20 protein-coding genes are annotated in these 26,982 nt (G+C 45.4%); 2 read left to right on the top strand and 18 right to left on the bottom strand.

All coding sequences use genetic code 11. The features are described 5' to 3' along the window. Positions 1 to 2: 2 nt before the first annotated feature. Entirely contained in the window at positions 3 to 1,241 is a 1,239-nt protein-coding gene (locus AC27KT_RS08675) for an MFS transporter (protein ID WP_487129111.1), read from the bottom strand. A 167-nt stretch (positions 1,242 to 1,408) separates the two neighbouring features. Beyond that, a complete protein-coding gene (locus AC27KT_RS08680) occupies positions 1,409 to 2,443 on the bottom strand; it encodes a LacI family DNA-binding transcriptional regulator (RefSeq protein WP_014947952.1) in 1,035 nt (344 codons plus the stop codon). Positions 2,444 to 2,749: 306 nt separating this feature from the next. Between AC27KT_RS08680 and AC27KT_RS08685 the strand changes: the two genes are divergently transcribed. Then, positions 2,750 to 5,008 (top strand): TonB-dependent receptor, encoded by a 2,259-nt coding sequence (locus tag AC27KT_RS08685; protein ID WP_487129113.1) that lies wholly within the window; start codon positions 2,750 to 2,752, stop codon positions 5,006 to 5,008. A gap of 281 nt (positions 5,009 to 5,289) precedes the next feature. Then, on the top strand, positions 5,290 to 5,961 hold the full coding sequence (locus AC27KT_RS08690) for a haloacid dehalogenase type II (RefSeq protein ID WP_487129115.1): 672 nt from the start codon (positions 5,290 to 5,292) through the stop codon (positions 5,959 to 5,961). A 79-nt stretch (positions 5,962 to 6,040) separates the two neighbouring features. Here the strand turns inward: AC27KT_RS08690 and AC27KT_RS08695 are convergent, their stop codons facing one another. The 16 genes from AC27KT_RS08695 to AC27KT_RS08770 all read right to left on the bottom strand — a co-directional run bounded on the left by AC27KT_RS08695 (position 6,041) and on the right by AC27KT_RS08770 (position 26,944). After that, positions 6,041 to 6,301 (bottom strand): hypothetical protein, encoded by a 261-nt coding sequence (locus AC27KT_RS08695; protein WP_136783043.1) that lies wholly within the window; start codon positions 6,299 to 6,301, stop codon positions 6,041 to 6,043. Between the two features lie 432 nt (positions 6,302 to 6,733). Beyond that, positions 6,734 to 7,780, bottom strand: a complete 1,047-nt coding sequence (locus tag AC27KT_RS08700; RefSeq protein ID WP_487129117.1) for a protein-glutamate methylesterase/protein-glutamine glutaminase — start codon at positions 7,778 to 7,780, stop codon at positions 6,734 to 6,736. Positions 7,781 to 7,782: 2 nt separating this feature from the next. Further along, positions 7,783 to 8,400 carry a chemoreceptor glutamine deamidase CheD gene (cheD, locus tag AC27KT_RS08705; protein ID WP_487129119.1) on the bottom strand — a complete coding sequence of 206 codons (618 nt, stop codon included), beginning with the start codon at positions 8,398 to 8,400 and terminating at the stop codon, positions 7,783 to 7,785. Positions 8,401 to 8,408: 8 nt separating this feature from the next. Next, positions 8,409 to 9,239 carry a CheR family methyltransferase gene (locus AC27KT_RS08710; protein ID WP_487129121.1) on the bottom strand — a complete coding sequence of 277 codons (831 nt, stop codon included), beginning with the start codon at positions 9,237 to 9,239 and terminating at the stop codon, positions 8,409 to 8,411. Beyond that, a complete protein-coding gene (locus AC27KT_RS08715; protein WP_487129123.1) occupies positions 9,239 to 12,154 on the bottom strand; it encodes a methyl-accepting chemotaxis protein in 2,916 nt (971 codons plus the stop codon). Before AC27KT_RS08715 ends, AC27KT_RS08710 begins: the two co-directional genes overlap by 1 nt. Positions 12,155 to 12,255: 101 nt before the next feature. Beyond that, a complete protein-coding gene (locus AC27KT_RS08720; RefSeq protein WP_487129125.1) occupies positions 12,256 to 14,562 on the bottom strand; it encodes a methyl-accepting chemotaxis protein in 2,307 nt (768 codons plus the stop codon). A gap of 4 nt (positions 14,563 to 14,566) precedes the next feature. Next, positions 14,567 to 15,070 carry a chemotaxis protein CheW gene (locus AC27KT_RS08725; protein WP_487129127.1) on the bottom strand — a complete coding sequence of 168 codons (504 nt, stop codon included), beginning with the start codon at positions 15,068 to 15,070 and terminating at the stop codon, positions 14,567 to 14,569. Continuing rightward, a complete protein-coding gene (locus tag AC27KT_RS08730) occupies positions 15,067 to 16,989 on the bottom strand; it encodes a chemotaxis protein CheA (RefSeq protein WP_487129129.1) in 1,923 nt (640 codons plus the stop codon). The genes AC27KT_RS08725 and AC27KT_RS08730 overlap by 4 nt, the downstream gene beginning before the upstream one ends. 38 nt (positions 16,990 to 17,027) lie before the next feature. Continuing rightward, entirely contained in the window at positions 17,028 to 17,393 is a 366-nt protein-coding gene (locus tag AC27KT_RS08735) for a response regulator (protein WP_039217225.1), read from the bottom strand. Between the two features lie 65 nt (positions 17,394 to 17,458). Then, a complete protein-coding gene (locus AC27KT_RS08740) occupies positions 17,459 to 18,670 on the bottom strand; it encodes a methyl-accepting chemotaxis protein (protein WP_487129133.1) in 1,212 nt (403 codons plus the stop codon). A 225-nt stretch (positions 18,671 to 18,895) separates the two neighbouring features. After that, complete coding sequence (locus AC27KT_RS08745) at positions 18,896 to 19,942, bottom strand: protein-glutamate methylesterase/protein-glutamine glutaminase (protein ID WP_487129135.1); 1,047 nt, start codon at positions 19,940 to 19,942, stop codon at positions 18,896 to 18,898. After that, positions 19,917 to 20,546, bottom strand: a complete 630-nt coding sequence (cheD, locus tag AC27KT_RS08750) for a chemoreceptor glutamine deamidase CheD (RefSeq protein ID WP_487129137.1) — start codon at positions 20,544 to 20,546, stop codon at positions 19,917 to 19,919. Before cheD (AC27KT_RS08750) ends, AC27KT_RS08745 begins: the two co-directional genes overlap by 26 nt. A 15-nt stretch (positions 20,547 to 20,561) precedes the next feature. After that, the gene (locus AC27KT_RS08755) at positions 20,562 to 21,392 is read right to left on the bottom strand and encodes a CheR family methyltransferase (RefSeq protein ID WP_487129139.1); all 831 of its coding nucleotides are present in this window, start codon (positions 21,390 to 21,392) and stop codon (positions 20,562 to 20,564) included. A 3-nt stretch (positions 21,393 to 21,395) separates the two neighbouring features. Next, positions 21,396 to 23,879 carry a methyl-accepting chemotaxis protein gene (locus tag AC27KT_RS08760; protein ID WP_487129507.1) on the bottom strand — a complete coding sequence of 828 codons (2,484 nt, stop codon included), beginning with the start codon at positions 23,877 to 23,879 and terminating at the stop codon, positions 21,396 to 21,398. 474 nt (positions 23,880 to 24,353) lie between these two features. Then, complete coding sequence (locus tag AC27KT_RS08765; RefSeq protein WP_487129141.1) at positions 24,354 to 24,857, bottom strand: chemotaxis protein CheW; 504 nt, start codon at positions 24,855 to 24,857, stop codon at positions 24,354 to 24,356. Further along, a complete protein-coding gene (locus AC27KT_RS08770) occupies positions 24,854 to 26,944 on the bottom strand; it encodes a chemotaxis protein CheW (protein ID WP_487129143.1) in 2,091 nt (696 codons plus the stop codon). The genes AC27KT_RS08765 and AC27KT_RS08770 overlap by 4 nt, the downstream gene beginning before the upstream one ends. Positions 26,945 to 26,982 lie beyond the last annotated feature (38 nt).

A 26,982-nucleotide genomic window follows, 5' to 3' on the forward strand; every position in this document is an offset into this window, starting at 1 on the left:
AGTTACTGCGCACCTTTAGGCGATAGAGAAGAAGACGCTCGTTTAAAGAAGAATAGGGTAACCACTAATGCACCGATTGGAATAAGCGATAGATAAAATGCTTGTTGACCCCCTACTGCGTCGAAAATAAATCCAGTCACGATAGAACCTGTGGTTCCCCCAAGAGCCGAAAATACAACAATTAGCCCTGTCATAGGTGCATGTTGATGTTGAGGTAGCGCGCTTAGCATTACCGAGTTTAATACGGGGTAAATAGGCGCCATCATCAATCCAATTAATGGAATAAGGAACGCAGCTATTGGTGCATCAGCCCAGCTGGCTATTGTGCTGTCTGCCACGTTTTCGGCAAGCGGTAAGCTTAGTAGCATTACCGTAGCCATACCCGCCAAACAGATATTTAAGAAGGGATACCAGTTCATTCGCGTAAGTACTGCGCCCGCAGTTAAGCGCCCAACGGCCAGCGCTATCGCAAAGATACTGGTTATTTGAATGCTGACTTGAGTAGGTAAGCCCAGCACCTCTTTGTTAAAAGTTGGCAGCCACGAACCTATGCCCTGCTCTATCAACACGTACAAGAAAATAGAGAAGATAAACACCAGCACTAAAGGCTTATACGCCAGTTTCAGCATGCTTAAGAACTCGTTTGCAAGGCCTTCTGATTGCGCTTTTTCCACAGGCTTTATAGGCGCCAATGCCACAACGATTAACGTAAAACCAACCAGCGCAGCTAGTAAGTAGTAAACGTTCAGCCAAGATAAAGAAGCATCGTTATTGGGGTCGATAAACCCAGCGAACACCCAGTAGCCTGACAACACGCCCAACATAAAAATACCTTCAATGGTGTTCATTAACGATGAGTGCGCTTTAGTGGTAGACGACAGCTGACCAATAATGGCGTACACCGACACTTTCACTAGCGCAAATGCAGTACCTATGCAGGCAAACAACACTTTAATGAACCAGAAACTTGCGATAGAAGGCGTCAGCGCACAGGCAACGGCCACTAATGCTAACCCAAGTAACATTGAAAGCTTGTAGCCAACTCTTGGAATGAAGCTGGCCACTAGGAACGAGACAACAGCAATAGAAAGGTCTTTAAAGCCTTCTAGTGTGCTTGCCTCTGGCTTACTAATGTCGAAGCTATTGATCGATTGCAGAATAACAGTACCCACACTGTTAAGTAGTATGGCAAATACGTAGTAGCTAATGGCAATGGCTGCAATGACCATGAATCGGGACATGTGTAAACACTCTGTTAACTGAATTATGCAGGAGTGTAGTCGTAAGAAAATAAAAATGCAAACGTTTGCAAAGCGCTATTATTTTTTCGTTAGAGCTTAATATCGACACCCTGTTACCGTTAAATAATAGCGTTTATGCGTTAAAAAGCTGATAAAAAAGCGAAATATTAGTCGCTGTGCTGCGTAGAGCGACGGGCAATTAAGGTTGTTTCCACTACCTGGCTTTCTGTAGGTTTGTTTTCAAACTGGTTTAATAGCTGCGTAACCATCTCTATTGCGGCTTGCTGAGTATTCTGACGCACCGTTGTTAACGACGGGTGCATAAGTTCAGCTAAAGAAATATCGTCGTAACCCACAATGCCTACGTCGCTTGGAATACCTACATAGCGCTCTTTTAGTGCTTTTAACGCGCCTAGTGCCACCATGTCACTTACACAAACGATCCCGTCGAAATCTAACCCATTCGCCTTTATACGCTCGTTGATGTACTGGTACGCTGCTTTCGACGTAATATCGATGGCGCAGGTGCACTGCGTGTCTATTGGCACATTCGCATCGCGGTGGGCTTGCGAATATCCCTTGTGACGTTCCTGCATTTCCGCGTGTTCAGAGTCTCCAAGAAACAAGATGCGTTTAGCGCCGTGGCTCAGCAAATGCTGGGTTGCCGTATAGCCCCCCAGATAGTTGTCGCCGCCAATAATGGGATATGGCGCGTCTGTTTTTGCATCGCCCCACACTACAATGGGAATGCCCGACTGTGCTGCTCGGTCGATTTTGGCCGTAGATTTGCCTTGTCCAATGACAATAATGCCGTCGGCACGCTGGCTGCGAATAAAGTAGTTCGCCCAATCGTCAGATGCCATAAATGAGTTAGACAGCAGTAGCTCGTAGCCTTTGGCATTTAGCGCCTGATTTAGCTCTCCCACCAGCTTAAGCAGGAATGGGTCTGTGGTGCTTTGTTCGGTGTTGTCGATTAGATTTAGAATCACCGCTATCACGTGAGTTTTCTGTGTTCTTAAGCGGCTAGCGGCCGCGTTAATACTAAAATTGTGCTCTTTAGCTAGTGCCTGAATTCTGCTTCGGGTTTCCTGCTTAATAAGCGGGTTGTCTTTCAGTGCCCGTGATGCTGTCGATGTTGATACACCAGCAATATCAGCCAGCTTCGCTAAGGTGAGTTTTGTTTCAGAAACCAATGTGACCATTCTCTAATAATTTTCGGTATACCGGGTTACCCGTGATAGCACTACAAAATAAAAGCGTAAAACCACTACCTAAACCGGATAAATCGTCGACTCTACAGCCGAATTCACAATATAGCGCGAATCGTCTTGGCGTAAAACCATGTTAACAACAATAAACAAAAAATTTGCAAACGATTGCATTTTATTCTTGCAATCGTTTGCAAACAGATCTATTTTGTTTCGCAATCGTGATGCGTATAACAATTTTTAAACCTGTTTAACGCATTCAGTTAACAACGCAATAGAACATTTTCGGGAGCACACACCATGAAAACGTTGTTTACAAAAGGAATGCTGGCGAGTGCAGTAGCGGTAGCACTAACGCAGCCTGCCATGGCACAAGAAGACGTAAAACAACAAGCGAAAGACAACGCAGAGATCATTGTTGTCAGCGGTACGCCAGGCGGCGCAGGGATTAGAAAGATTGACGCAAGCTTCGCGGTAACCAACATCGACGCTAGCGACATTGAAAAATTGGCACCTAAGTCTACGGCCGATTTGTTTAAGGCCATTCCAGGTGTTTGGGTTGAAAGCTCAGGCGGTGAGTCTGGCGCGAACGTATTTGTGCGTGGTTTTCCAGGTGGTGGCGATGCGCCGTTCTTAACGATTGCGCTTGAGAACTCTCCTATCTACCCTGCACCTACGCTATCTTTCCTTGAGAACTCTCAGCTGTTTCGCATAGACGATACCATTGAAATGGTTGAAGGTTTACGCGGTGGTCCAAACCCAGTAGTAAGCAACGGTCAACCAGGCCTTACAACAAACTTCCGCCTCAAACGTGGTGGCGAGTCGACAGAAGCGTCAGCGAAGTACACTATCTCTGACTACGGCCTAAACCGTATTGACGTGGTTGCAAGCGGCGCACTAGATGACGACTTGTACTACATGGTAGGTGGCTACATTAAGAGCTCAGAAGGTATTCGTGATGCCGGCTTTAACTCTGAGCAGGGTAACCAGTTCACCGTTAACATCACTAAAGTTTTCGAAAAAGGCGAGCTTAACCTTTATACCCGTCAAACTGACGATCGCGGTACTTGGTACTTACCTACACCTTTAAACGTTGAAGGCATCGACGCAAACTATACGCAAATTGGTCCATTGAATCGCCAAGGCACCATTACGTATGGCCCTAATGATACCACTGAGTCATTCGACTTTGGCGAAGGTCGTGGATGGGACGGACACGTAAGTGGCGGTAGCATTAAGCTTGACTTAGGCAACGACTGGCAGCTAGTTGACCGCTTTAACCTTACCAAAGGTGAAGCCAATACTTTTGGTCTTGTACCGAATGGTTCTGCGACTACCGTTGCAAATGTTGCCGACAATGGCGAATCAGCCACTGGTGCTGTAACTGGCACAGTATATGACGGTGACACGCCTATTCAGCAAATCGGCCGTTGGGTAGTACTTAAAGATATTGAAGCTTTCACTAACGACCTTGCTGTGTCGAAAAGCTGGGAAGACTTCGATACATCATTTGGTATTTACAGTGCATCAACCAAAGCCAATGACTGGTGGAGCATTGGCAACACGGCTTACCACGTGTTGCAGCCAGGCGGTGAATTGCTAGACGGTATCGAATGTAACACAGACGCACAAGGCTGCGATTGGAACTACGACATCAGCTCTGTAGGTGATGCAAGCACGTTCGCACTTTATGCAACGGGTACGTGGTACGCAACCACAGACCTGAGCATCGACTTAGGGCTACGCCGTGAAAATCACGAAGTGAACTATTCGGTAGATGAAGATCTTGATGGAAAAATAACTAAAGCGCTTGAGTACGACGAAACCAAAACGTCGTGGACAGTGGGCGCAAATTACGCACTTAATGACACTAGCGGTGTATTCGTTCGCATGAACCGAGGCTATAAAATGCCTTATTTCGACGACTTCAGAGACAACTGGGGTGCCTACACTGGCGGTAACGACTTGATTCAAGAAGTTACTCAAGGCGAGCTTGGCTATAAGTTCATGAATGACAGCATCCAGTTCTTTGCGACTGCATTCGCAAACGAAGTAAAAGGCGATACGTTTGTACGCCGTCCGGGCGCACCGGCTGAAATTCTTACTAACGAAGCTTACGGTATAGAACTTGACGGTCGCTATAACCACGATTCAGGCTTCTCGTTAAGCGTGAACGGAACTATTCAAGAAACTGAAATTACTGCCAGCGCCAATAACGAAGGCAATGAATCTCAGCGTCAGCCTGGTTGGCAAGTACGTGTAACACCAAGCTACGGCTTCGATATTGGCGATATGTATGCCACGGTATACGGTACATTATCAGCGGTTGATGATCGCTTTGGTAACAACGAAAACACAGTTGTACTAGAGGGATACGAGAAGATTGATGTAGGTCTAACGCTAGAGCCAACTGAATCACTTCGTCTTCAGTTCTCTGTTGATAACCTGACCGACGAACAAGGTATTACCGAGGGTGATCCGCGTAATCCAGATTCACCTAACGGCCGCTACATTATGCCTCGTAGCATGAAGCTTAGCGTTTCTTACTTGTTCTTCTAAGAACAAAAAGCGCAACACTTAAAAATAAAGCCGGCCTTAGTGCCGGCTTTTTGTTGTTCGTTTTTCTTAATATATCCCGTTCAGAATTTATGTCGTTATTGCTGCCATTTCTTGCAACCCTTTCTTGTTAGATTCTTCTTATATCCTGTCAGCGTTATTTCATCGACATTGGTCGTAATGTGCTTTAGCAAAACCAATTCTGTTTTACAGTGGTATAAGCAACGCACAAGCTAAAAAACGAAACGTACCGTTTACTATCATCAACTATAGGAAGGTGAATCGTGACGCCAAAGGTTATTTTCTTCGATATTAATGAAACACTACTAGACATGCAGGCCATAAAAAAAGGCTTAGCGTCGGTGCTAAACGGCGATGAGACACTGGTAGACTTATGGTTTGCTAACCTATTGCATCACAGTTTAGTGGATGTTGCGTCTGGACAGTTTCACGATTTCATTGATATTGGTGCCGCAGCACTTACCATGGTAGCTCACAGTAAGGATATATCTGTTGATAAGGCTACCGCAAAAGATACCATCAAGCAGCATATTACCCGATTGCCAGCGCACGACGATGTTGTTCCTACATTGAAGGCGCTTCAAAGTGCTGGTGTAACCTTGGTCGCGCTTTCAAACTCGTCTAAAGCAGGACTAGACGCACAGCTTGAGTTTGCAAACATTAAGCCCTATTTTTCCCATGTATTAAGTGTGGAAAGTGTACGTACCTACAAACCACATGCTGCGGTTTATCACTGGGCCTGTCAGCAGGCTGACGTAAAGAACGAAGATGCCATGATGGTGGCGGCACATGGTTGGGATGTAAGTGGCGCCAAAGCGGCAGGTATGCAGACTACCTTTGTAGAGCGTTCGGGCAAAATGATGTACCCGTTAGGTCTTGCTCCTGATCACAGTATTAGTTCGCTTCATAAATTAATACCTTTAGTGACTCAGTGACTAGCCTCTTCTTTCCATGCTGTTAAAAACAAAAAAGTCTTACCGTGGTAAGACTTTTTGGCTTCTAAACATTTAGCGACTAAAGCTTTGCTAACTCTGAATGATTAGCCTTGAAGCCTTTCGTGCTACATGAATTGCGTTTAGTTTCTAATGCACTTAATTGACGCTTAAGCCATGACTTCTGAATACCTGACTTTGCCACGTCCATTTCGGTGCTTACGCGAGTGATTTCTTTTCCGACGTTAACGCACGCTTTCTTGTTCGGTTCAAAACCGCCATTTGCTAAAACTGAAGAAGAAAACATTAAGGCCGATAGCGCTATTAGCGTTTGCTGTTTCATAAGAGTCCCCAACTACTCGTTATAATCCCGGGTTAGTGTCATACCGTAAGAATGAGCATATATTTGCTCTAAAATCTGTAAGGAATATAGCAGGCCTTTTTTTGTTATTAGGTACGGCAAAATATACGTAGTAATAAAACTTTGACTACTTTGCCACCACTATTACACATAAACCGTTGTCTTTTATATTATTATGACGACAACGCTTCGCCTTACCATTCCACTTACGTATCGATTTTTATATTTTTACGCACTTCCAAGTAAGCCTATCCTTAGTATCGGCTTCAGCAACAGCATTCTGAAGCAGCGCTACCTACTCGTTAAGCCATGCTATTAAAACACCTAAACTTTTCTGTAACAAGAAAAGTTATAACAATCACTTTACAGTTTTTAGGACAATATTTGCATTCTGTAAGTATTTACTCACTATTATTACAAGCGACTACCTGCCGAAAGCCTCTCTACAGTTTGCATTACCGCTTTGCCCATATCATCTAAACTCAAAACTTGTTTAGCAGCCCCTTTCTCAATGGCAACCTTAGGCATACCAAATACAATACAGCTTGCTTCATCTTGACAGAATGTCTCGCAACCGGCGTTAAATAATTCTTGAAGACCGATGGCGCCGTCACTCCCCATTCCCGTTAACAATACGCCTATTGCGTTATTACCAGCGCTTTTGCATAGCGAATTAAACAGTACATCCACAGAGGGCTTATGACCCGATGCCCTAGGCCCGTCGGTAAGCCTTATGCGGTAATCAGCCCCACTTCTTTCAATTTCCATGTGCTTATCGCCTGGTGCAAGATACGCCTGTCCAGGAAGCAAACGCTCTCCGCCTTTAGCTTCTTTAACCTGCATTTGACAGACAGAGTCTAACCGCCGTGCATAGGTAGACGTAAACCCAGCAGGCATGTGCTGAGTGATCACCGTAGCAGGGGCGTTAGCAGGGAAGGTTCGCAGCACCTCTTTTATGGCTTCGGTACCGCCAGTCGAGGCGCCTATGGCAATGAGTTTTTCTGTACCTGAGTAACTGACTTTGTTTACAGAGGCCGTCTTAGCAGTCGACGCCTTCTTTACTTTTGAGCGTGCGGCAGTACGAATTTTATCAACAATTAATTCGTGATATTCCGCCATACCTTGTGCCACGCCAATTTTAGGTTTGGCGACGAAATCAATTGCCCCTAACTCTAACGACCTTAAAGTGGCGTCGGCCCCTTTTTCTGTCAACGTAGATATCATTACCACAGGGGTGGGTCTGGCATTCATGAGCACTTCAAGAAAGCGCAAGCCATCCACTTTCGGCATCTCAATGTCTAGCGTTATGACATCGGGAGACTTCTCAAGCACCAACTTTTTGGCTACAAACGCATCTGGCGCTGCCCCCACCAGCGTCATGTCTGGCTCACTTTTAATGATTTCACTGAGTATTTGGCGGATAAGCGCTGAATCATCAACTACCAACACTTTTATTGTCATGACTAGTCCTCAAATAAATCTACACTACCGCTTGGCGCTTGCTTCGATAGCTCCCAGCGGTGTTGGCTTTCTCTTTCAATAATTGTTGCGTTGTTGAGTTCGTGAATGCGCTTCATTAGTACATTGCCGTTACTTGGAAAGAAGTACACTTTGCGAGCGTACACATCACACAGATCGCTCGCTAAAACTGGTATGCCCTCAGTTTCTAGAAACTGGGTTACAAACTCAGCATTAAATTTACCCACGTCATTTTGAACAAAAGAAGGTACTACCTTCCCTCCTCCAAAAACCTTTGCTTTAAGTCGTTCTTTTTTCGCGCCCACTTTAACAAGCTCGTTTATAAGAATTTCCATAGCGTGCACACCATATTTTGCTGCCATTCCCTGCGCTTGCTCGAATTCGCCTGCCGGCTTATTCACAGTAGGCAGCATAAAGTGGTTCATACCGCCAATTCCCGTATGGGCGTCGAACAAACATGCAGCCACGCAAGAACCGAGTACCGTGACTAGCATTTTGTCCTGTGTAGTTACAAAATACTGGCCGGGTAACAGCTTTACCGCTTCTATAGAAAAGCGCTTGTCGTAGTAGCTTATAGGCAGTTCAAAATTGGTCGACGCCACTGTCTCTCCTAGTCGACGGGGCGATAAATGGTTTTCCCCACCGGTCTCACAAGATTAGTATACATATTGAAATTTTCAGAATGTCCGGCCATATATAATCCCGTTGGCTTCAGCATGCCGACCATTTTTTGTAGTACTTTTAGCTGCGTTGGCTTATCAAAATAAATCATCACATTTCGGCAAAATATAACGTCAAGCGGCCCTTTTACGTCCCACTTCGCATCGGTGAGATTCAGCTTCTTGAACTGCACCATGTTACGTAATTCGTCCACCACTTTTACTTTGCCTTCGTTAGCCCCTTTCCCTTTGTGGAAGAACTGCTTTTGTCGATGTTGGGGTATTTTCGCAATAGAGGCTAAGGGGTAAACGCCAGCCTTAGCTTTTGCCAGAACTTTACTGTCTATGTCGGACGCAATGATCTTTACCGGTGTTTTAAAACTTCCGTACGCTTCAGCAACAACCATCGCGATTGAATAAGGCTCCTCGCCGGTTGAGCTGGCAGCGCACCAGATAGTGGTAACGTTATGCTGGCTAAGATAATCAGCCAGGGCAGTAAAGTGATGCGGCTCGCGAAAAAAAGAGGTTAAGTTTGTGGTTAGCGCATTGATAAACTGCTCTAACTCCGACTCGGACGTGTTCACTAAAGCAAGGTATTCATTAAAACTGCGCAGATTTCTTGCCCTAATTCGCCGCGCTAACCTGCTGTATACCATCGCTTCTTTTGCGTCAGATAAGTTGATCCCTGCTTTTTTGAACAACATTTTCTGCACGTTTTTGAAGTCCGCCTTTTCAAAGGCGAACTCCCTGGTGCTATCTTGCCTCGAAACAACCGTAGTCATCAGAATGATTCCCACTCTGCCTCGTCAGGCATAGCTGGCGTGAGTGCCTTAGTCTGAGACGCTCGCTGCACATGTGCTGTAGGTAGGCGCTGAGGTTGACGAAAATCACCGTGAGTAAGTGCCGCTATATGCTGCTGGTCATTGTTTAGCCCTTTGCCTACTTCAAAAACAGAAACCCGCTCGTTTAACTGCAAAGACTGCTGCTTAAGACTATCTGCTGCTGCCGCAGCCTCTTCTACCAAAGCGGCATTCTGCTGAGTCATTTCATCCATTTGAATTACGGCTTTACTTACCTCTTCTATGCCCGCGGCCTGCTCGGCAGACGCCGCGGCAATTTCTGACATAATGTCGTTCACTCGTTTAATAGAGGTCACCACTTCAGCCATAGTCTCACCGGATTTCACTACTAGCTGGTTACCGCTTGCAATTTTACTCACCGAGTCTGAAATTAACTCTTTGATGTCTTTTGCGGCTTCTGCAGAACGCTGCGCTAAGTTACGGACTTCAGAGGCAACAACGGCAAAACCACGTCCTTGCTCGCCCGCTCGCGCAGCTTCCACCGCGGCGTTCAACGCCAGAATGTTGGTTTGGAAAGCAATTCCGTCGATAACACCGATAATGTCTGAGATTTCCTGAGCAGAGTCATTTATCTGTGTCATCGTGTCCACCACTTCGCTGATAACCTCTCCGCCCTGAGAGGCAATTTGACTTGCCTGCGCAGCAAGGCCATTGGCTTGCTCGGCATTCTCGGCGTTAAGCTTAACGGTGCCGGTTAGCTCCTCCATGCTTGACGCTGTTTCTTCAAGACTTGACGCTTGTTGCTCTGTGCGGCTCGATAAGTCTGCATTTCCAGTCGCAATCTCCCCCGAGGCAACATTGATGGTTTCTACCGCTTCATTAATGCTGGTGATCGTACCTCGCATTTCATTAATGAATTGGTTGATTGCTTCACCCAAGACAGCAAAATCTCCGTCTAATGCATGGTCGATATTAACGGTGAGATCGCCCTCTGTAAGCTTAGTCATTACGTGTTTAATTTCATCTACAGCTTGAGTTCGGCCGGTAATATCGGTAGCAAATTTGACGACGCGGAATGGCTTACCGTTATGGTCTAAGATGGGGTTGTAGGTAGCTTGGATGAAAATCTCTTTGCCGTTTTTGCCAACTCTGCGGTACTCACCAGAAGAGTAGGTGCCGCTACGTAAAGCATCCCAAAAGGCAGCATATTCTGGGCTTGCGCGGTGAGTTGGCTCTACAAACATACTGTGGTGCTTACCTTTAATTTCTTCTAGGGTATAGCCCACCGTATTTAAGAAGTTTTCATTGGCATCTTGAATGATACCGTCCATGTTAAATTCAATGACTGCTTGAGACTTTCCAATGGCGGCTAACTGCCCTTCAAAATAGGCATTTTTCACCTTTTGTTCGGTAATGTTGCTGGCGTATTTCACCACTTTTACAACATTACCACTCATATCTAAAATGGGGTTATAGGTTGCTTGGATCCATACGTCAGACCCATCTTTAGCAATACGATGAAATTCCCCTGAGTAAAATTGCCCTTCAGCTAACTTTTTCCAAAAGGCCCGATACTCTTCAGATTCACGCTCTTGTTTGGTAACAAATATACGGTGATGTTTACCCTGGATCTCGTCTAGTGCATACCCAACCGTGGCCAAAAAGTTATCGTTAGCGCTCACAATGTTGCCATTAGGGTCAAACTCGATAACTGCTTGAGATTTACTTATTGCATCTATCTGCCCTGTGTTGAATGCATTCTGCAGCTTTTGTTCGGTGACGTCAGATGCATATTTCACCACTTTTGTTGGCTTGCCAAACTCGTCGAAGATAGGGTTATAGGACGCTTGGATCCAAAGCTCACTGCCATCTTTTTTCACCCGTTTGAATTCGCCTGACTTAAACTCACCTTTCTTTAAGTCACGCCAGAAAGCCGAATACTCGGGACTCATTTTATAATTGGGTTCAACAAACATACTGTGATGCTGACCTTGAATTTCACTCAAGTCATAGCCTGTTGTAGCGCAAAAGTTTTCGTTGGCGTGTTGGATAATACCGTCTAGGTTAAACTCAATAACCGCTAACGATTTATCGATTGCGTTTATTTGCCCTTCATAGTCCACGTTTTTACGTTTTTGCGCCGTAATGTCGGTTGCGAACTTAACTACGCGAACAATATTTCCCAGTTTGTCATAAATGGGGTTGTAAGAGGCTTGGATCCAAATTTTGTCACCGTTTTTCGCTACACGGCAGTACTCACCACTGCTTCGTTCACCGTTTCTTAACCCCTCCCAAAAGCGACTGTATTCCTCAGATACGCCATAATCTGGCAATACAAACAAGCGGTGATGTTTACCGACAATATCTTCTTTCGTGTACCCTGTTACTTTAAGAAAGTTGTCGTTGGCATCCTCAACTATGCCTTCTGGCGAAAATGAAATAATGGCTTGGCAACGATCTAAGCCATCGAGTAACCCCGATTTATGCTGTAGCTCTTGATCGTTTATCCACTCCACCATTGTGCCAAGCATTTCACCTTCCACGCTTTTTATCGTGGTCAAGTTCAATGTAAAAAGTAAGTCTCCTACAGGCAGTAGAAAGGTATCGCTACTATTACAGGTGTTATACCGCTGACTTAATTCACTGCTATTTGCGAAGAAGCCTGCAATCGAGGTGCCGGTAAAATTTTGAAGGTTGATGTTTGGAAGCGAGCGTGAAAACTGCTCTTCATATTCTGCCGCAAGCTGTTTGAATGCTTTATTAGCAAACGTGATTGTGCCTTCAGCATCGACCAACATTAAGCATGCGGTACTTTCACTTAATGCTTGCTCTTGAAAGCGTGAAAGACTTTGCGCAGCCACCAATTCTTCATTGTGAAATATATTAAAAACACCCATAGCATCACCTATTTTCTGTAGCGCTACGTGTTGGAGCGCTGAATAAAACGTCAAGTAATAAAAAAGGCGAATTCCCTTTCTAAGAATTCGCCTTTAGTTAACTAAAAAGACTCCCACTCATCGTTATGTGGCACTTTTGGAGCTAACTTCTTATTCGTTTTTAGCATGGCCACTGAAGCCAAATTTTTGTCTCTATCTTCTTGCGGTACTTTTTTTGGAACCGCCTGCGCGATATCCGCTTTACCACCAATGTTAAACGTCGATACACGCTCGGATAAATTGCCCGCCTGCTGCTGTAAGCTTTCTGCAGCCGCCGCCGCTTCTTCTACCAGCGCTGCGTTTTGCTGCGTCATTTCATCCATTTGTACTACCGCTTTACTCACCTCTTCAATGCCTGAAGCCTGTTCAGAACTCGCCGCCGCAATTTCCGACATTATGTCGTTTACCCGCTTGATAGAGGTCACCACCTCTTCCATTGTTTCGCCAGACTGATTGACGAGTTTATTGCCCCCATCAATTTTGTTCACCGAGTCTGAAATAAGCTCTTTGATCTCTTTTGCCGCTTCAGCAGAGCGCTGAGCCAAGCTTCGTACTTCTGACGCAACAACGGCAAAGCCGCGCCCCTGCTCCCCCGCTCTTGCTGCTTCTACAGCGGCGTTTAGCGCAAGAATGTTGGTTTGAAATGCAATGCCGTCAATAACACCAATGATGTCTGAGATCTCTTGTGCCGACTCGTTAATTGACGACATGGTGTCGACGACCTGACGAATTAACTCTCCGCCGCGCGAAGCGATATCGCAGCTTTGCGATGCTAAACTGTTGGCTTGTTCCGCGTTTTCAGCGTTAAGTTTTACCGTACCGGTAAGCTCTTCCATGCTTGAAGCCGTTTCTTCAAGGCTTGACGCCTGCTGTTCAGTACGACTTGAAAGATCAGAGTTTCCTGTGGCTATTTCAGATGAAGCAGTATTAATGGTCTCTACCGCTTGGTAGATGGAGCCAATAGTGCCAGACATCTCGCCGACGAACTGATTTATAGCATCGCCCAATACTTGGAATTCGCCTTCAAACTGTTCATCAAGTTCAGCAGTTAAGTCACCATCAGACAAACGGGTCATTACATCGCTGATAGACCCTATGATACGGCGCATATCATCTATAAAGCGGTTGATTGATGTGCCAAGCTCTTTAAACTCACCGTCAAACTCATGCTCAATACGGCAGTCCAAATTACCTTGAACAAGCTCATTCATTGCCGTTTTGATATCACTTATGGCTTGCTTTGTGGCGGTGATATCAATGGCGTATTTTACTACACGGTGGGGTCTGCCATTTTGGTCTAAAATGGGGTTGTAAGATGCTTGGATCCAAATTTCTTTACCGCCTTTGCCCACGCGCTTAAACTCATCAGTAAACAGTACGCCTCGGCGTAGCTGCTCCCAAAACTGGCTGTATTCAACGCTGCGCTTGTACTCATCATCTACAAACATGCTGTGATGTTTGCCGACGATTTCATCTAAGCTATAGCCAACTGTGTTGGTGAAGTTTTCGTTGGCGTTCAGAATTTTTCCTTCAAGGTCAAATTCAATAACCGCCTGGGCCTTGTTGATTGCTTCAATTTGCCCTTCAAAATATGCATTACGTAATTTTGATGCAGTAATGTCAGTGGCAAACTTCACCACGCGTATTACCTTACCATCACCATCGAAGACCGGATTGTAAGTGGCTTGGATCCAAATCTCTTTACCCATTTTATTAAAGCGACAAAACTCACCGTTTTGAGGCTTGCCTTCTTTAAGGTCACGCCAAAACTGCGCGTACTTTTCAGTGCGAATGTACTGGTTATCGCAGAACATTTTGTGATGATTACCCACAATTTCGTTAAGACTATAGCCAAGGGCATTTAGGAAGTTATCATTGGCGTTTTGAATAACACCGTCTGCATTAAACTCTATAACCGCTTGCGCTTCGTTTAATACATTTAACATAGTGCTTTTGATGAGCAACTCAGACTGGTCGACCCACTCAACCATAGTGCCTATATTTTTGCTGTCTTGGTCGAAAAAAGGCGTAAGCGTGAGTTTGAAGTTCAAATCGCCAATACTAATTGTAGAAGTCATTGTCGATTTTAGTTCAGCAAGGATGTTGCGCTGGTGTGAAGGATTTCGATGAAATTGGTCGATGTTCTGACCTTCCAAATTATCAGCAGAAAAACTGGGAAGAACGGCCTGTAATTTCTTTTCATTTTCTTTAAGCAGTGTTTTTACCGACTGATTGGCATAAATAATATTTCTGTCTGCATCGGCCATCATGATGCAACACGTTGTGGCATCAAGGGCCTGTTTGTTTCTCAATGCTTGGTTAACATCCGTTGCCTTCGTGAAGTCTTCTAACCACGTCATGATTCCCATTGCTTCAACCCTCAACTACTTGTGTTTTTGTTTCAACTAAGCCCAATTCGTTACTTGTAATTAAGCTCTCAATATTCACTAAAATAACCATGTGTTCATCCACATCTGCCAACCCGTGAAGGTATTTGCTATCGAACGCCACACCGAATTCTGGTGGTGGCAACATGTCTTCTTCAGATAGGCGAATTACGTCAGACACTCCGTCAACAACAATGCCAACGATACGGTCGTGGACGTTTAGCATGATGACGATAGTAAAGTCGTTGTAGGTGGCTTCACCGACGTTGAACTTAATGCGCAAATCCACAATAGGCACAATGTCGCCACGCAGATTAATTACACCTTTAATAAAGCTTGGTGCGTTAGCTATCTTGGTGACTTGCTCATAGCCGCGAATTTCTTTGACCGTCGTGATGTCTAGGGCATAGTGTTCCTCGCCCAACACGAAACTTAAGAATTCATTCTCTTTCGACGCACTTACGGCTTGCTGCAGGGCTGCTTCGCTCATAGTGAAACCTCTTCATTCGGAATAGTGGTACAATTTGCCGCTACCGAGTCGGCATCCAAAATCATGGCTACCTTGCCATCCCCCATAATGGTGGCACCGGCAATCCCTGCGACCTTTTTATAATGTTGCTCTAAGCTTTTAATCACGACCTGCTGCTGACCCACTAAAGAGTCCACCAGCACGCCATAGCGTTTCTTGCTACTTTCCAGAAGCACGACTATGCCTTTAGTTGGTTCAGTAATGCCGTCGTCCACCTGCATAAGTTGGGTAAGCGATACCAGCGGCCAGTACTGGTCTCTAATCCACAGCACCTTATCATTGCCAAGTGTTTTTACTTGGGAAGCCGTGGGCTGGAAGGATTCGATAACATTGAGCAGCGGAATAACAAAAATCTGGTCGCCGACCGACACGCACATGCCGTCTACAATGGCCAGTGTGAGCGGTAAGTGGATATAAAAGGCTGAGCCCTCGCCCTGCGACGATTCAATTTCAATGCGTCCGCCTATCGACTCGATGTTTCGGCGCACTACATCCATTCCTACACCGCGACCCGATACATCGGTCACTTCAGCGGCGGTTGAAAAACCGGCTTGAAATATAAGCTGCCAAATTTCACTATCTGGCATGTCGGGCGTAACGGCCAAGCCGTTTTGCGTGGCTTTCTCTAAAATACGTGCTTTGTTTAGGCCTGCACCGTCATCAATAATACCGATGATGATGCTGCTGCCTTTCTGCTCTGCACTTAAAATAACCGTACCGTTTTCAGACTTACCCGCTTCAAGGCGCTTTTCAGGGCTTTCGATACCGTGGTCAATACTGTTTCTGACTAAATGAGTGAGCGGGTCGACCAGTTTTTCGATAAGGCTCTTATCAATTTCAGTGTTGCCCCCTTGAATGACCAAGTCGACTTTTTTGCCTAGCTTTGACGACAGGTCGCGCACTACTCGGGGGAAACGATTAAACGTCATATTCACCGGCAGCATACGCATGGACATGACCGATTCTTGAATTTCACGGGTATTGCGCTGTAACTCGTCGATAGCAAGCTGTAGTCGCTCTCCCACTTGCCCTTCAACTTCCTGGCCTACGTTGGAAAGCATGGATTGAGTAATCACGAGTTCGCCGACAAGATTAACCATCGCATCTATTTTGGTGGTATCGACACGAATTGACGCGGCCTCTTTTGCTGCCGTTTTTGGCTTAGTTTTTACCGGTTTCACAATCGGCTGTTTAGGGGCGGCAGGCTGGGTGCTCTCTGTTTTTACGGGAAGGTTTTCTGGTTCGAAGAAGCCGAAACCTTCATCGACCTTGCCGGTATCACGATTTGTTTGTGCGTCAGCCTGTGCGTCGCTAGATGTCGCTTCATCGTCAAAGAGCCCAAAACCTTCGATATCGTCTGCGCTATTTTCACTTTGCGCTTGAGCTTCAGACTCATCCTCATCAAAGAAACCAAAACCCTCAATTTCGTTGGCTTCATCGTCAGCGTTTTGTTGGGGAGAGTCGTGAGCATTTTGCACCGGCTGCCCTGATGCGCTCGCAAGTGTCTCTTCGAGTACTTTGATACTGGCGTCAATTTGTTCTTGAGGGAGTTCTGTTTGTTCTTTATAAGCTGATAAGGTGTCTTTGAGCACATCGAGGGTTTGCAGGAAAATATCGACGATATGTGCCGTGACTTGGATTTCTTGGTTACGCGCTTTGTCGAGTAGGTTTTCCATTACGTGAGTAAGGTTCATTAACGCGTCAAAGCCGAAAATCCCGCTACCACCTTTAATGGAGTGCGCCGCTCTAAAGATACTATTTAACTCTTCAGGGTCGGGAGCGTCCACATCCAAAGTCATGAGCAACTGCTCCATGTCTTGAAGGTGCTCGTCACTCTCATCAAAAAACACACCGTGAAACTGGTTTACATCAATGGTCATGATTGACTCCCGCTTGCCCTATTAAAACCGATTTTCGATTAGCCCAACACTCGCTTCATCACATCTAATAGCTTGTTTGGATCAAAGGGCTTCACCATCCACCCCGTAGCCCCCGCCGCCTTACCTTTGGCTTTCATATCATCGCCTGCCTCTGTGGTGAGCATTACAATAGGCGTCGAGCGAAAATTAGCTAACCCTCTTAGCGACTTGATTAGCGTTAATCCATCCATGCGAGGCATGTTTTGATCGGTAAGTACGAAATCAAATCGAGCCCCCTGACATTTGTCCAACGCATCTTGGCCGTCTTGTGCCGTAGTAACGTTGTAGTTCGCTGACTTAAGGGTCATTTCAACCATCTGACGAATAGATACTGAATCGTCAACAATCAATATGCTTTTGCTCATAATTCAACCACCTTTTGAATTGTCAAAATTGCTCTTTCTTTGCTTTGTAGAGATTTTTGTTACCGCTAAAAAAGCTCCACATCACCCGCATCCATAGAAGTAGCAGAGACCGGGTTGTGGTCTGCTTGCCCCTTTTCCGTCAGTGAGTGTTGATAGTTTTCCAGGTTTTCTCGCACACGAGTTGCGCTTTCAGGGCTGAGCTCTGAAAGTTGCTCAACGATGAATTCAATAATCTCGCGGGTATACGTAAGGTTTTGCCCGTTAATATCGCCGAACTGTAAACCTCTTATTGCCGCTGCTGTTGCATCAGCTAACTGTTGCCGAATAGCCTCAAGTTCACTAGCACCTTGTATGTCTGCTTCTGCTTTTTTAATGATGCCTTTGAGCTGTTCGCTAATCGCATCTTTTGCGTTAACAACGTGAGAAATATCCTGAGAAGCAACAACTTCAGCAGTTTCGGTAAGTTTGTCGATAAGTGACCGAATGTTTTCTATTTGAGTTTTTATTACGTCGCTGAATTGTGTAGAACGGGTAGAAAGCGCACGAACCTCATCAGCAACAACAGCAAATCCTCGGCCGGCCTCACCTGCACGCGCCGCTTCAATGGCCGCATTCAGTGCTAACAGGTTTGTCTGAGAGGAAATATCATCAATCCCACTTAAGGCTTCGATAACAGTAGGCATTGCCTGTTGAATGGTTTGGACCTGAGTTTCTAACGCTCTTGTAGAATCTGTCATCTCGCTGGTCGAAGCGATAAATTGGGTTAGCGTAGCGTCTGTATCAGACGCAAATGTGCGCATTTTGTCGGCGTAGGCACAGTCACTATTTTCATCATCGTTAAGTAGGTTATTGATACTTGTTTCCTGTTGCCCCAGTAATGTTTGAAGTGAAATGAACGATTCGCTTAACGTACCCACCGCATCGCTTTGCGTAGAAAAAATATCACCTAGGTTAGATGAGGAGACCGACAATATGTCGCTAGCCTCGGATACTGCAATAGACATAGCATCTGTGTCTGGCAAAGTGGCGGGGGATGTGGAATGTTGGACTGCACAATGATTAGCACTTGAAATTTCTGATGTCTGGCTTCCATTTGTCACCTTCAGCAATACAAACAAAAGAAAAAACACACAGGCAGAGCTAAGTGCAAGGCCCAAATGCGCTGCCGATGTAAAGGATAAAGTCCAACTTCCCAACATCATTAAAAACGCGACTATGAAAGCGTTGCTTTTATTGGAGAAAAAGCTTTCCAGATAATTTGCTGTGATGGCGACCACAATTTCACCTCAGTTATTACTACCGAGCTAACGGCTGTATAAAACACAATCAAATTATGATTTAATTCTTATATTCAACAATTATACTTTTGAATACTTTTATCAAACTATTACTTTAGTGACATTTGCGACAAGCTAATTAAGACAACAAAACAAGAGATTTGAATAGGGTGGTTGGTAAAGAAATTGTTAGAGCGCTAGGGGAAGCAAAGGGGTAAGAACATTTTAAAGCCGACTACCCGCTCCTAATGCTTCGAGAGTATCTAGTATAGCGTCTGAAATTTCTTCTAAAGGCTTTATAAAACTTGCAGCTTTCATTTCTACGGCGGTTTTCGGCATGCCGTACACAACACAGGTTTTTTCGTCTTGGCAGAAAGTGACAGAGCCTCTAGTGTGCATGTTCTTCAAACCTTTTGCTCCATCACGTCCCATACCAGTAAGTAATACACCCACTGCGTTTGCACCTGCATGCTCAGCGAGTGAATCAAACATCACATCAACTGAGGGCTTGTGCCCTGATACTTTAGGGCCATCATCAAGAGTTAAGCGATAGTCAGCCCCACTTCGCTCTACTTTTAAGTGTTTGTTACCTGGCGCTAAATACGCAAAGCCTGGTAATAAGCGCTCTCCTCCCTGAGCTTCTCTTACGGTTATTTCGCAGAGGCTATCAAGTCGTCTGGCATAGGTGGTAGTAAAGCCCGGTGGCATATGCTGGGAGATGATAGTTGCCGGGGCATTGCGAGGAAAATGCATGATGACATCTTTAATCGCTTCGGTTCCCCCGGTTGATGCACCTATACCAATCAGCTTTTCTGTGCCCGTGTACCGCATAGAAGCATGCTTAGTACAGCGAGTTTCAGTAGGATGGCCTAACTTTGAGTGGCCTGCTGCTTTTATCTTTTCAACGATAAGTGCGGCATATTCGGTCATACCTTGCGCCACACCTAGCTTTGGCTTTGCGATAAAATCAACCGCTCCTAATTCTAATGCACGCAGTGTTGCATCGGCACCTCGTTCGGTAAGCGTAGAAATCATCACCACTGGGGTTGGCATTGCCTTCATCATCACTTCTAAAAATCGAAGCCCATCTACCTTTGGCATTTCAATGTCTAGGGTTATAACATCGGGCCTAAACTCTTGAACCATTCGCTTTGCTACATAGGCATCGGGCGCCGCACCCACCAATGTTAACTCTGGGGCTTGCACCACTATCTCTGAAAGAATTTGGCGAATTAACGCAGAGTCATCAACGACGAGGACTTTTATGGGCATGTGACTGTTCCGAAAATGAAATGACACCGGTTTTAGCTTGCTCAGAGAGTAAAACACGATGCGCAGACTCTCGCTCGTAGAGCGTGGCATTGTTGAACTCTCGAATTCGCTTCATATAAACATTGCCGTCGGCCGGAAAATAATAAATTTTGCGTGCGTAGTTAGACATTAAATCGCTGCTAATAAGAGGAATATTGGCTTTATCTAGATATTCTAGAACAAACTCGGCGTTTACTCGCCCAATGTCTTGCTGCACAAATCCTGGTAGCACTTTTCCCCCTCCGAACGCCTTAGCGACCAGTTTGTCGCGACGTGCACCTAACTGAACAAGCTGATCTATCAGCATATTCATAGCGTGTACGCCATATTTTGTGGCTAAGCATGCGTCTAAATTGGTAGTGAAATTGAGGTCGGGCAACATGAAGTGATTCATGCCGCCAATTTTCTTGTCTTTATCGAAAATACAGGCTGCTACACAAGAGCCAAGAATAGTCACCAATGCTTTGTCTGAAGCCGTCGCGTAGTACTGTCCAGGCAGAATTTTCACCGCTTCTTTTTGAAGACGGTTATCAAAGTAACGTATGGGGTTTTCATCCTGACTCATACAACAACTTCCTTTTTAAACAACGGGTCGGTAAATGGTTTTCCCCATGGAAGCGACAAGTTCAGGATACATGGTGAAATTTTCAGAGTGCCCTGCCACATACATGCCGTCGCTATGCATCAACTTCACCATGCGCGCTAAAATCTTATGCTGAGTAGGTCGGTCGAAGTAGATCATGACATTGCGGCAAAAAATTACGTCTATCGGCGCCTCTAAGCACCAGCTTGGCGACATTAAATTTAGTGTCTCGAACTCCACCATTTTTCTCAGCTCATCCACTACCCTTACTCTACCGGTTTGTGCGCCTTTACCTTTGTAGAAAAATTGCGTTTTATAATCGTGCGAAAGCTGGCTAATACTGTTTTGAGCATAAACGCCCTGGCGGGCCTTCTGCAGTACTTTGCTGTCGATGTCTGTGGCGAGTATTTGCACGTTAGGCGTAAAGGTGCCAAATACCGACGCCACGGTCATCGCAATACTGTAAGGCTCTTCACCCGTGCTGCTCGCCGCACACCAAATACGTTTAGTTTGAGGTCGCTTTCGAAGGTAATTGGCTAGCGCTTCAAAGTGGTGCGGCTCTCTGAAAAACGCGGTGAGGTTAGTGGTAAGCGCATTAATGAAGTGCTCCATTTCATCGTCACAGCTTCCAACATAAGCTAAATATTCTTTGAAACTGTTTATTTCGAGCGTGCGCAGCCGCCTCGCAAGGCGGCTATAAACCATAGCGTCTTTGGAATCGGCCAGATTAATACCGGCTTGTTTAAAAAGCAGGCTTTTAACCCGCTCAAAGTCCCTTCGGCTATATGAAAATTCCCTCTGCGCATCCGTGCTTTGTATGGCTGACATACACTAAAAAGCCTCCCAGTCCGACGCGTCAGGCGCGGCAGGATTGAGCGCTTTTATCCGCTGCTTTGGCACTTCACGTTCTTTAGGTAATTCGTGACTGCCATTTAAAGACTTGCTACCTGAAGTATGGTTGGTCTTTTGCCTGCTTCCTCCCACTTTAAATACCGACACCCGCTGCGCTAATTCACCTGACTGCTGTCTCATACTGTCAGCCGCCGCCGCTGCCTGCTCAACTAACGCGGCATTTTGCTGAGTCATTTCGTCCATTTGAACCACCGCATTACTCACTTCCTGTATTCCGGTGGCTTGCTCAGATGATGCCGCAGCAATTTCAGACATAATATCGTTAACACGTTTAATCGCAGTAACGATATTAGCCATAGTTTCGCCAGACTTATTCACCAATACATTACCATCGCCAATCTTATCGACCGACGCCGAAATGAGTGCCTTAATGTCTTTTGCCGCCTCTGCAGAGCGCTGTGCCAACGTTCTTACTTCAGAAGCAACGACAGCAAACCCACGGCCTTGCTCGCCAGCTCGCGCGGCTTCAACTGCTGCGTTTAGCGCAAGAATATTGGTTTGAAACGCGATGCCGTCAATAACACCGATAATGTCTGAAATGCGCTGGGCAGAGTCATTAATCTCACCCATGGTGTGAACCACTTGCTCAATAACTTTGCCGCCCTCAGATGCCACTTCCGACGCTTGGCTGGCCAGTCCTTTGGCTTGATCGGCGTTCTCTGCATTTAACTTTACTGTGCCCGTTAACTCTTCCATCGCAGAAGCAGTTTCTTCAAGGCTAGACGCTTGCTGCTCGGTACGACTAGACAGGTCGGCGTTGCCGGTGGCGATTTCATTTGAAGCCGTATCGATGGTTTCTACGGCGGTGTGAATTTTCACTATGGTATCGCGCAACTCAATAATAAAGTGATTAATCGATTCACCAAGCACTTTGAAGTCGCCATCTAACGGCTCTTCAATCGTTTGAAGTAAGTCGCCGTCTGTTAGACTCGCCATAATGGACTTAATACTTTCAACTGCTATCGTTCTTCCCGTTACGTCTGTGGCATATTTCACCACTCTAAACGGCTTGCCTTCTTGATCTAAAATAGGGTTGTAAGAGGCTTGAATGTAAACTGGTTTTCCTGCTTTATTGAAACGCTTATATTCACCGCTTGCATAAACCCCTTGGCGCAACTGTTCCCAGAATGCTGCGTATTCAGGGCTATTTTTAAAAGCAGGGTCTACAAATATACTGTGGTGTTTTCCTTTTACTTCATCAAGGGTATAGCCCATAGCGGCTAAGAAATTGCTGTTCGCGTTTAAGATTACACCTTCTAGGTCAAACTCAATGACTGCCTGAGACTTACTTATTGCGTTCAACTGACCTTCAAAATAAGCGTTTTTCAGTTTATCTTCGGTAATATTGGTGGCGTATTTTACCACCCTAAACGGGTTGCCATTCATGTCTTCTATGGGATTGTAAGAAGCTTGGATCCATACGCTTTTACCTGATTTGCTTACACGCTTAAACTCGCCAGAGAAGAATTTGCCGGATTTAAGTTCAGACCAAAAGCGCTGATATGAATCTGACTGCCTGGTTTCTTCATCCACAAATAGTTGGTGATGCTTACCTTTAACTTCGTCTAGGCGGTATCCCATTGTATTTAGGAAGTTGTCATTAGCAGTAATAATGTTGCCATCTACATCGAATTCAATGACAGCCTGTGATTTACCAATAGCGTTAATTTGCCCTTCGAAATATGCGTTTCTTAACTTATCTTGCGTCACGTCGGTGGCAAATTTGACCACTTTAAATGGCTTGCCTGTACTGTCAAAAATGGGGTTGTAAGACGCGCGGATCCATATTTCTTTGCCACCTTTTGCAATGCGTTTGTACTCTCCTTCGCTGTGCTCTCCGGCTTTTAAGCTTTGCCAAAAAGCGGCGTATTCTGCACTTAGTTTGTAGCTTGGGTCGACAAACATACTATGATGTTGTCCTTTAATTTCAGACAAGCTATAGCCCATTGCGGCAAGAAAATTTTCATTAGCGTTTAAGATATTTCCCTCAAGATCAAACTCAATCACGGCCTGTGATTTATTAATGGCAGTGATTTGTCCTTGGTAATCTGCATTTATTTGCTTTTGCGCCGTAATGTCTGAGGCGAATTTTATGATGTAATCCACTTTCCCGTCATCGTCAAACACCGGATTGTAGGTCGCTTGGATCCACACCTCTTCGCCTTGCTTGTTTATCCTGCAAAACTCACCGCTATGTACGTCACCGCTTCTTAGTTTTTTCCAAAACTGCTGATATTCTTCGCTTTTGGCATAATCACTGTCGACAAAAGTGCGATGGTGTTTTCCCACCACCTCGCTTTCGCTATACCCCATTGCAGCTAAAAAGTTATCGTTGGCCGACAAGATTTCGCCGTCTGTGGTAAACGAAATTACCGCTTGGCTTCGCATAATGGCATCGACCATACCTTTATTGCGTTTGTTCTCGGTGTTGTCCTGCCATTCTGTGACAAAAAGCTGAGTATCGTTTTCCTCCGCCAGTATTGCAGATGTACTTACGCAAAAGCTGTGTTCCGCGAGTGAGACGAGTAGCTTGTTATCTCTTGGAGCGTGGGTGAGTAAGTAAGACGGATTTTCCGCAGGGCTAGCCCCAACAGTAATATCGTCAATGTGCTTTCCTGATAATGTTGTCTCGCCGCCACCTACAGAAAAGTCTTTGGGGTAGGCTTGCGTCATGTGAAGGAATGCCGGCGTGCAATAGTGAATAACCCCAGACTTGTCGATGACCAACAGATTTGAGGCACTCGCTTTTAAAATGTTCGATTTCAATTGCGCGTCGTGTTTCGCTATCTTCAACTCTTCGCCGTTAAGAAAATTAAATACGCCCATAACTAATAGTTCCCAATGTCAGGTGTTTGTGTTTAGTGAAGGACCTTGTAACTACGCGTCGTCGTTAACGCTTTCAGGTGCAACTAAACCCAGCTCTTCGCTGGTTATTAAGCTCTCTATGTTCACCAGAATGACCATGTTTTCATCTACATCAGCTAAGCCGTGTAGATACCTGCTGTCAAAAGCTACGCCAAACTCTGGTGGAGGAAGTACTTGCTCTTCAGACAAGCGAATAACATCGGATACACCATCTACCACGATGCCAACAATGCGCTCTTGAATGTTCAGCATTATCACTATTGTGAAGTCGTTATACGTGGCCTCGCCTACGTTAAACTTAATACGCAAGTCCACGATAGGAACGATGTCACCACGCAAATTAATCACGCCTTTTATGAAGGCGGGTGCGTTCGCAATTTTGGTAACTTGTTCGTACCCTCTAATTTCTTTTACTGTGGTGATGTCCAAAGCGTAATGCTCATCGCCAAGCACAAAACTCAAGTATTCTTTGTCTTGTCCGCCAGTAACCGCTTGATGCAAGGCAGTTTCACTCATGAAAGTAACTCCTCTATTTGACTGGAGGTATAAGTTGTAGCAATGGAGTCTGCATCGATAATTAGTGCGACTTTACCGTCACCCATTATGGTTGCCCCCGCTATTCCAGCCACTTTGCGGTAGTGTTCCTCTAGACTTTTAATGACTACCTGCTGCTGACCAACAAGCGCATCAACCAAAACACCAAAGCGTTTTTTACTGCTTTCAAGTAACACCACAATGCCTTCAGTGGGAGAAAGTGCAGCACCTTCTACTTCCATGAAGTCGTAAAGAGGGACCAAAGGCCAGTATTGGTCTCGAATATAAAGTACAGTGTCGTTGCCCAAGGTTTTCAGCTGTTGCTTTGTGGGCTGGAAGGATTCAATAATATTTAAAAGTGGGATCACGAAGATTTGCTTACCCACCGACACACACATGCCATCGACAATAGCTAGCGTAAGCGGTAAGTGAATGAAGAAAGCTGAGCCTTCACCAGCGCTCGATTCAATATCGATACGTCCGCCAATAGACTCGATATTGCGGCGCACAACATCCATACCTACCCCTCTTCCCGACACATCGGTAATGGCTTCGGCAGTTGAAAATCCAGGTTGAAATATAAGCTGCCATACTTCTGCGTCTAGCATATCGTCTGATACGGCAAACCCGTTGCTACGCGCTTTATCAAGAATTTTGTCGCGGTGAAGACCACCACCATCATCAATAATGCTGATAATAATGCTGCCACCTTTTTGCTCCGCACTTAAGATGACCGTGCCTTTCTCTGGCTTGCCGGCAGCCGCACGCTTTTCGGGCGTTTCGATACCGTGGTCGATACTGTTGCGCACTAAGTGTGTAAGGGGGTCGACAATCTTTTCAATTAGGCTTTTATCGATTTCAGTACTGCCGCCTTGCAGTACCAGCTCAACCTGTTTACCCAACTTCCCAGCTAAGTCTCTTACTAAACGAGGAAATCGGTTGAAGGTTGCAGTCAAAGGTAGCATGCGCATAGACATGACCGATTCTTGAATTTCTCGAGTGTTGCGCTGCAGTTCATCAATAGCAAGCTGAAGGCGCTCGCCAACTTGCCCTTCCACATCTTGCCCTATCATAGAAAGCATTGATTGGGTGATAACCAACTCCCCGACTAGGTTAACCATGGCATCGATTTTCGTGGTATCTACCCGAATAGACGCAGATTCTCGTGCGGTGCTTTTTTTCGCGGAAGGTGTAGGTTTGTTTTTAGGCGGTGTCTTCGCGGCCGCCGCACCACTTATTGATGCTTTAACATCATTTACTGATTCCTGTGGTGTATTGGCGCGTTGATCTTGAAAATTGTTGGTTGTGTCTACTGCAGTATTTATGTGACTAGCTGAAGGTGCGTCTTCAAAAAATCCAAAGCCCTGGCTTTCTTCTTCGTTATCATTTTCAGATTTAGCAGCTTCTGTTTTTTTCGCTTGAGACTCGACAAGATTGCTTTGGGTTTCTTCATCATCAAAGAACCCAAAACCTTCATCAGCTTGCGATGACGATTCGGTAGTTTCGCTAGATTGATTGTGAACAGGCTCTTCATCGAAAAAGCCAAAACCATCGTCAGTAGCCGAACTAGCCCCAGAAGGCTCGTCATCAAAGAAGCCAAAGCCGTCATCCGCAGTACTTTCGGCTTGTGTACTTGAACCTTCCTCTTCGGGTATTCCACCTGGCGTAAGTTCAGCGCTTTGCCCACTCATTACACCGTTTAGTATTGTGATGCGCTCAGCAATACTTTCTTCTGGAACTGAAGTTTCGTCGCGATAGGCATTTAGCGTGTCTTTTAATACATCGAGAGTTTCTAAAAGCACGTTGACAATGTCAGCGGTTACGCTAATTTCATTATTCCGGGCTTTATCGAGTAAGTTTTCCATCACGTGCGTTAAATTCATTAACGCATCAAAGCCGAATATGCCGCTACCACCTTTAATAGAGTGAGCAGCGCGAAAAATGCTATTTAGCTCTTCAGGATCAGGGGACTCGACATCCAAGCTCATCAATAGCTGTTCCATATCGTCGAGATGCTCGTCGCTCTCGTCGAAAAATACGCCGTGGAACTGTTCAATATCGATGCTCATTCTGAATCCTTCCAGACTTAAAGTGTTAGAAGACGGAC

This window comes from Alteromonas sp. 5NW40-0090, from assembly GCF_057552975.1.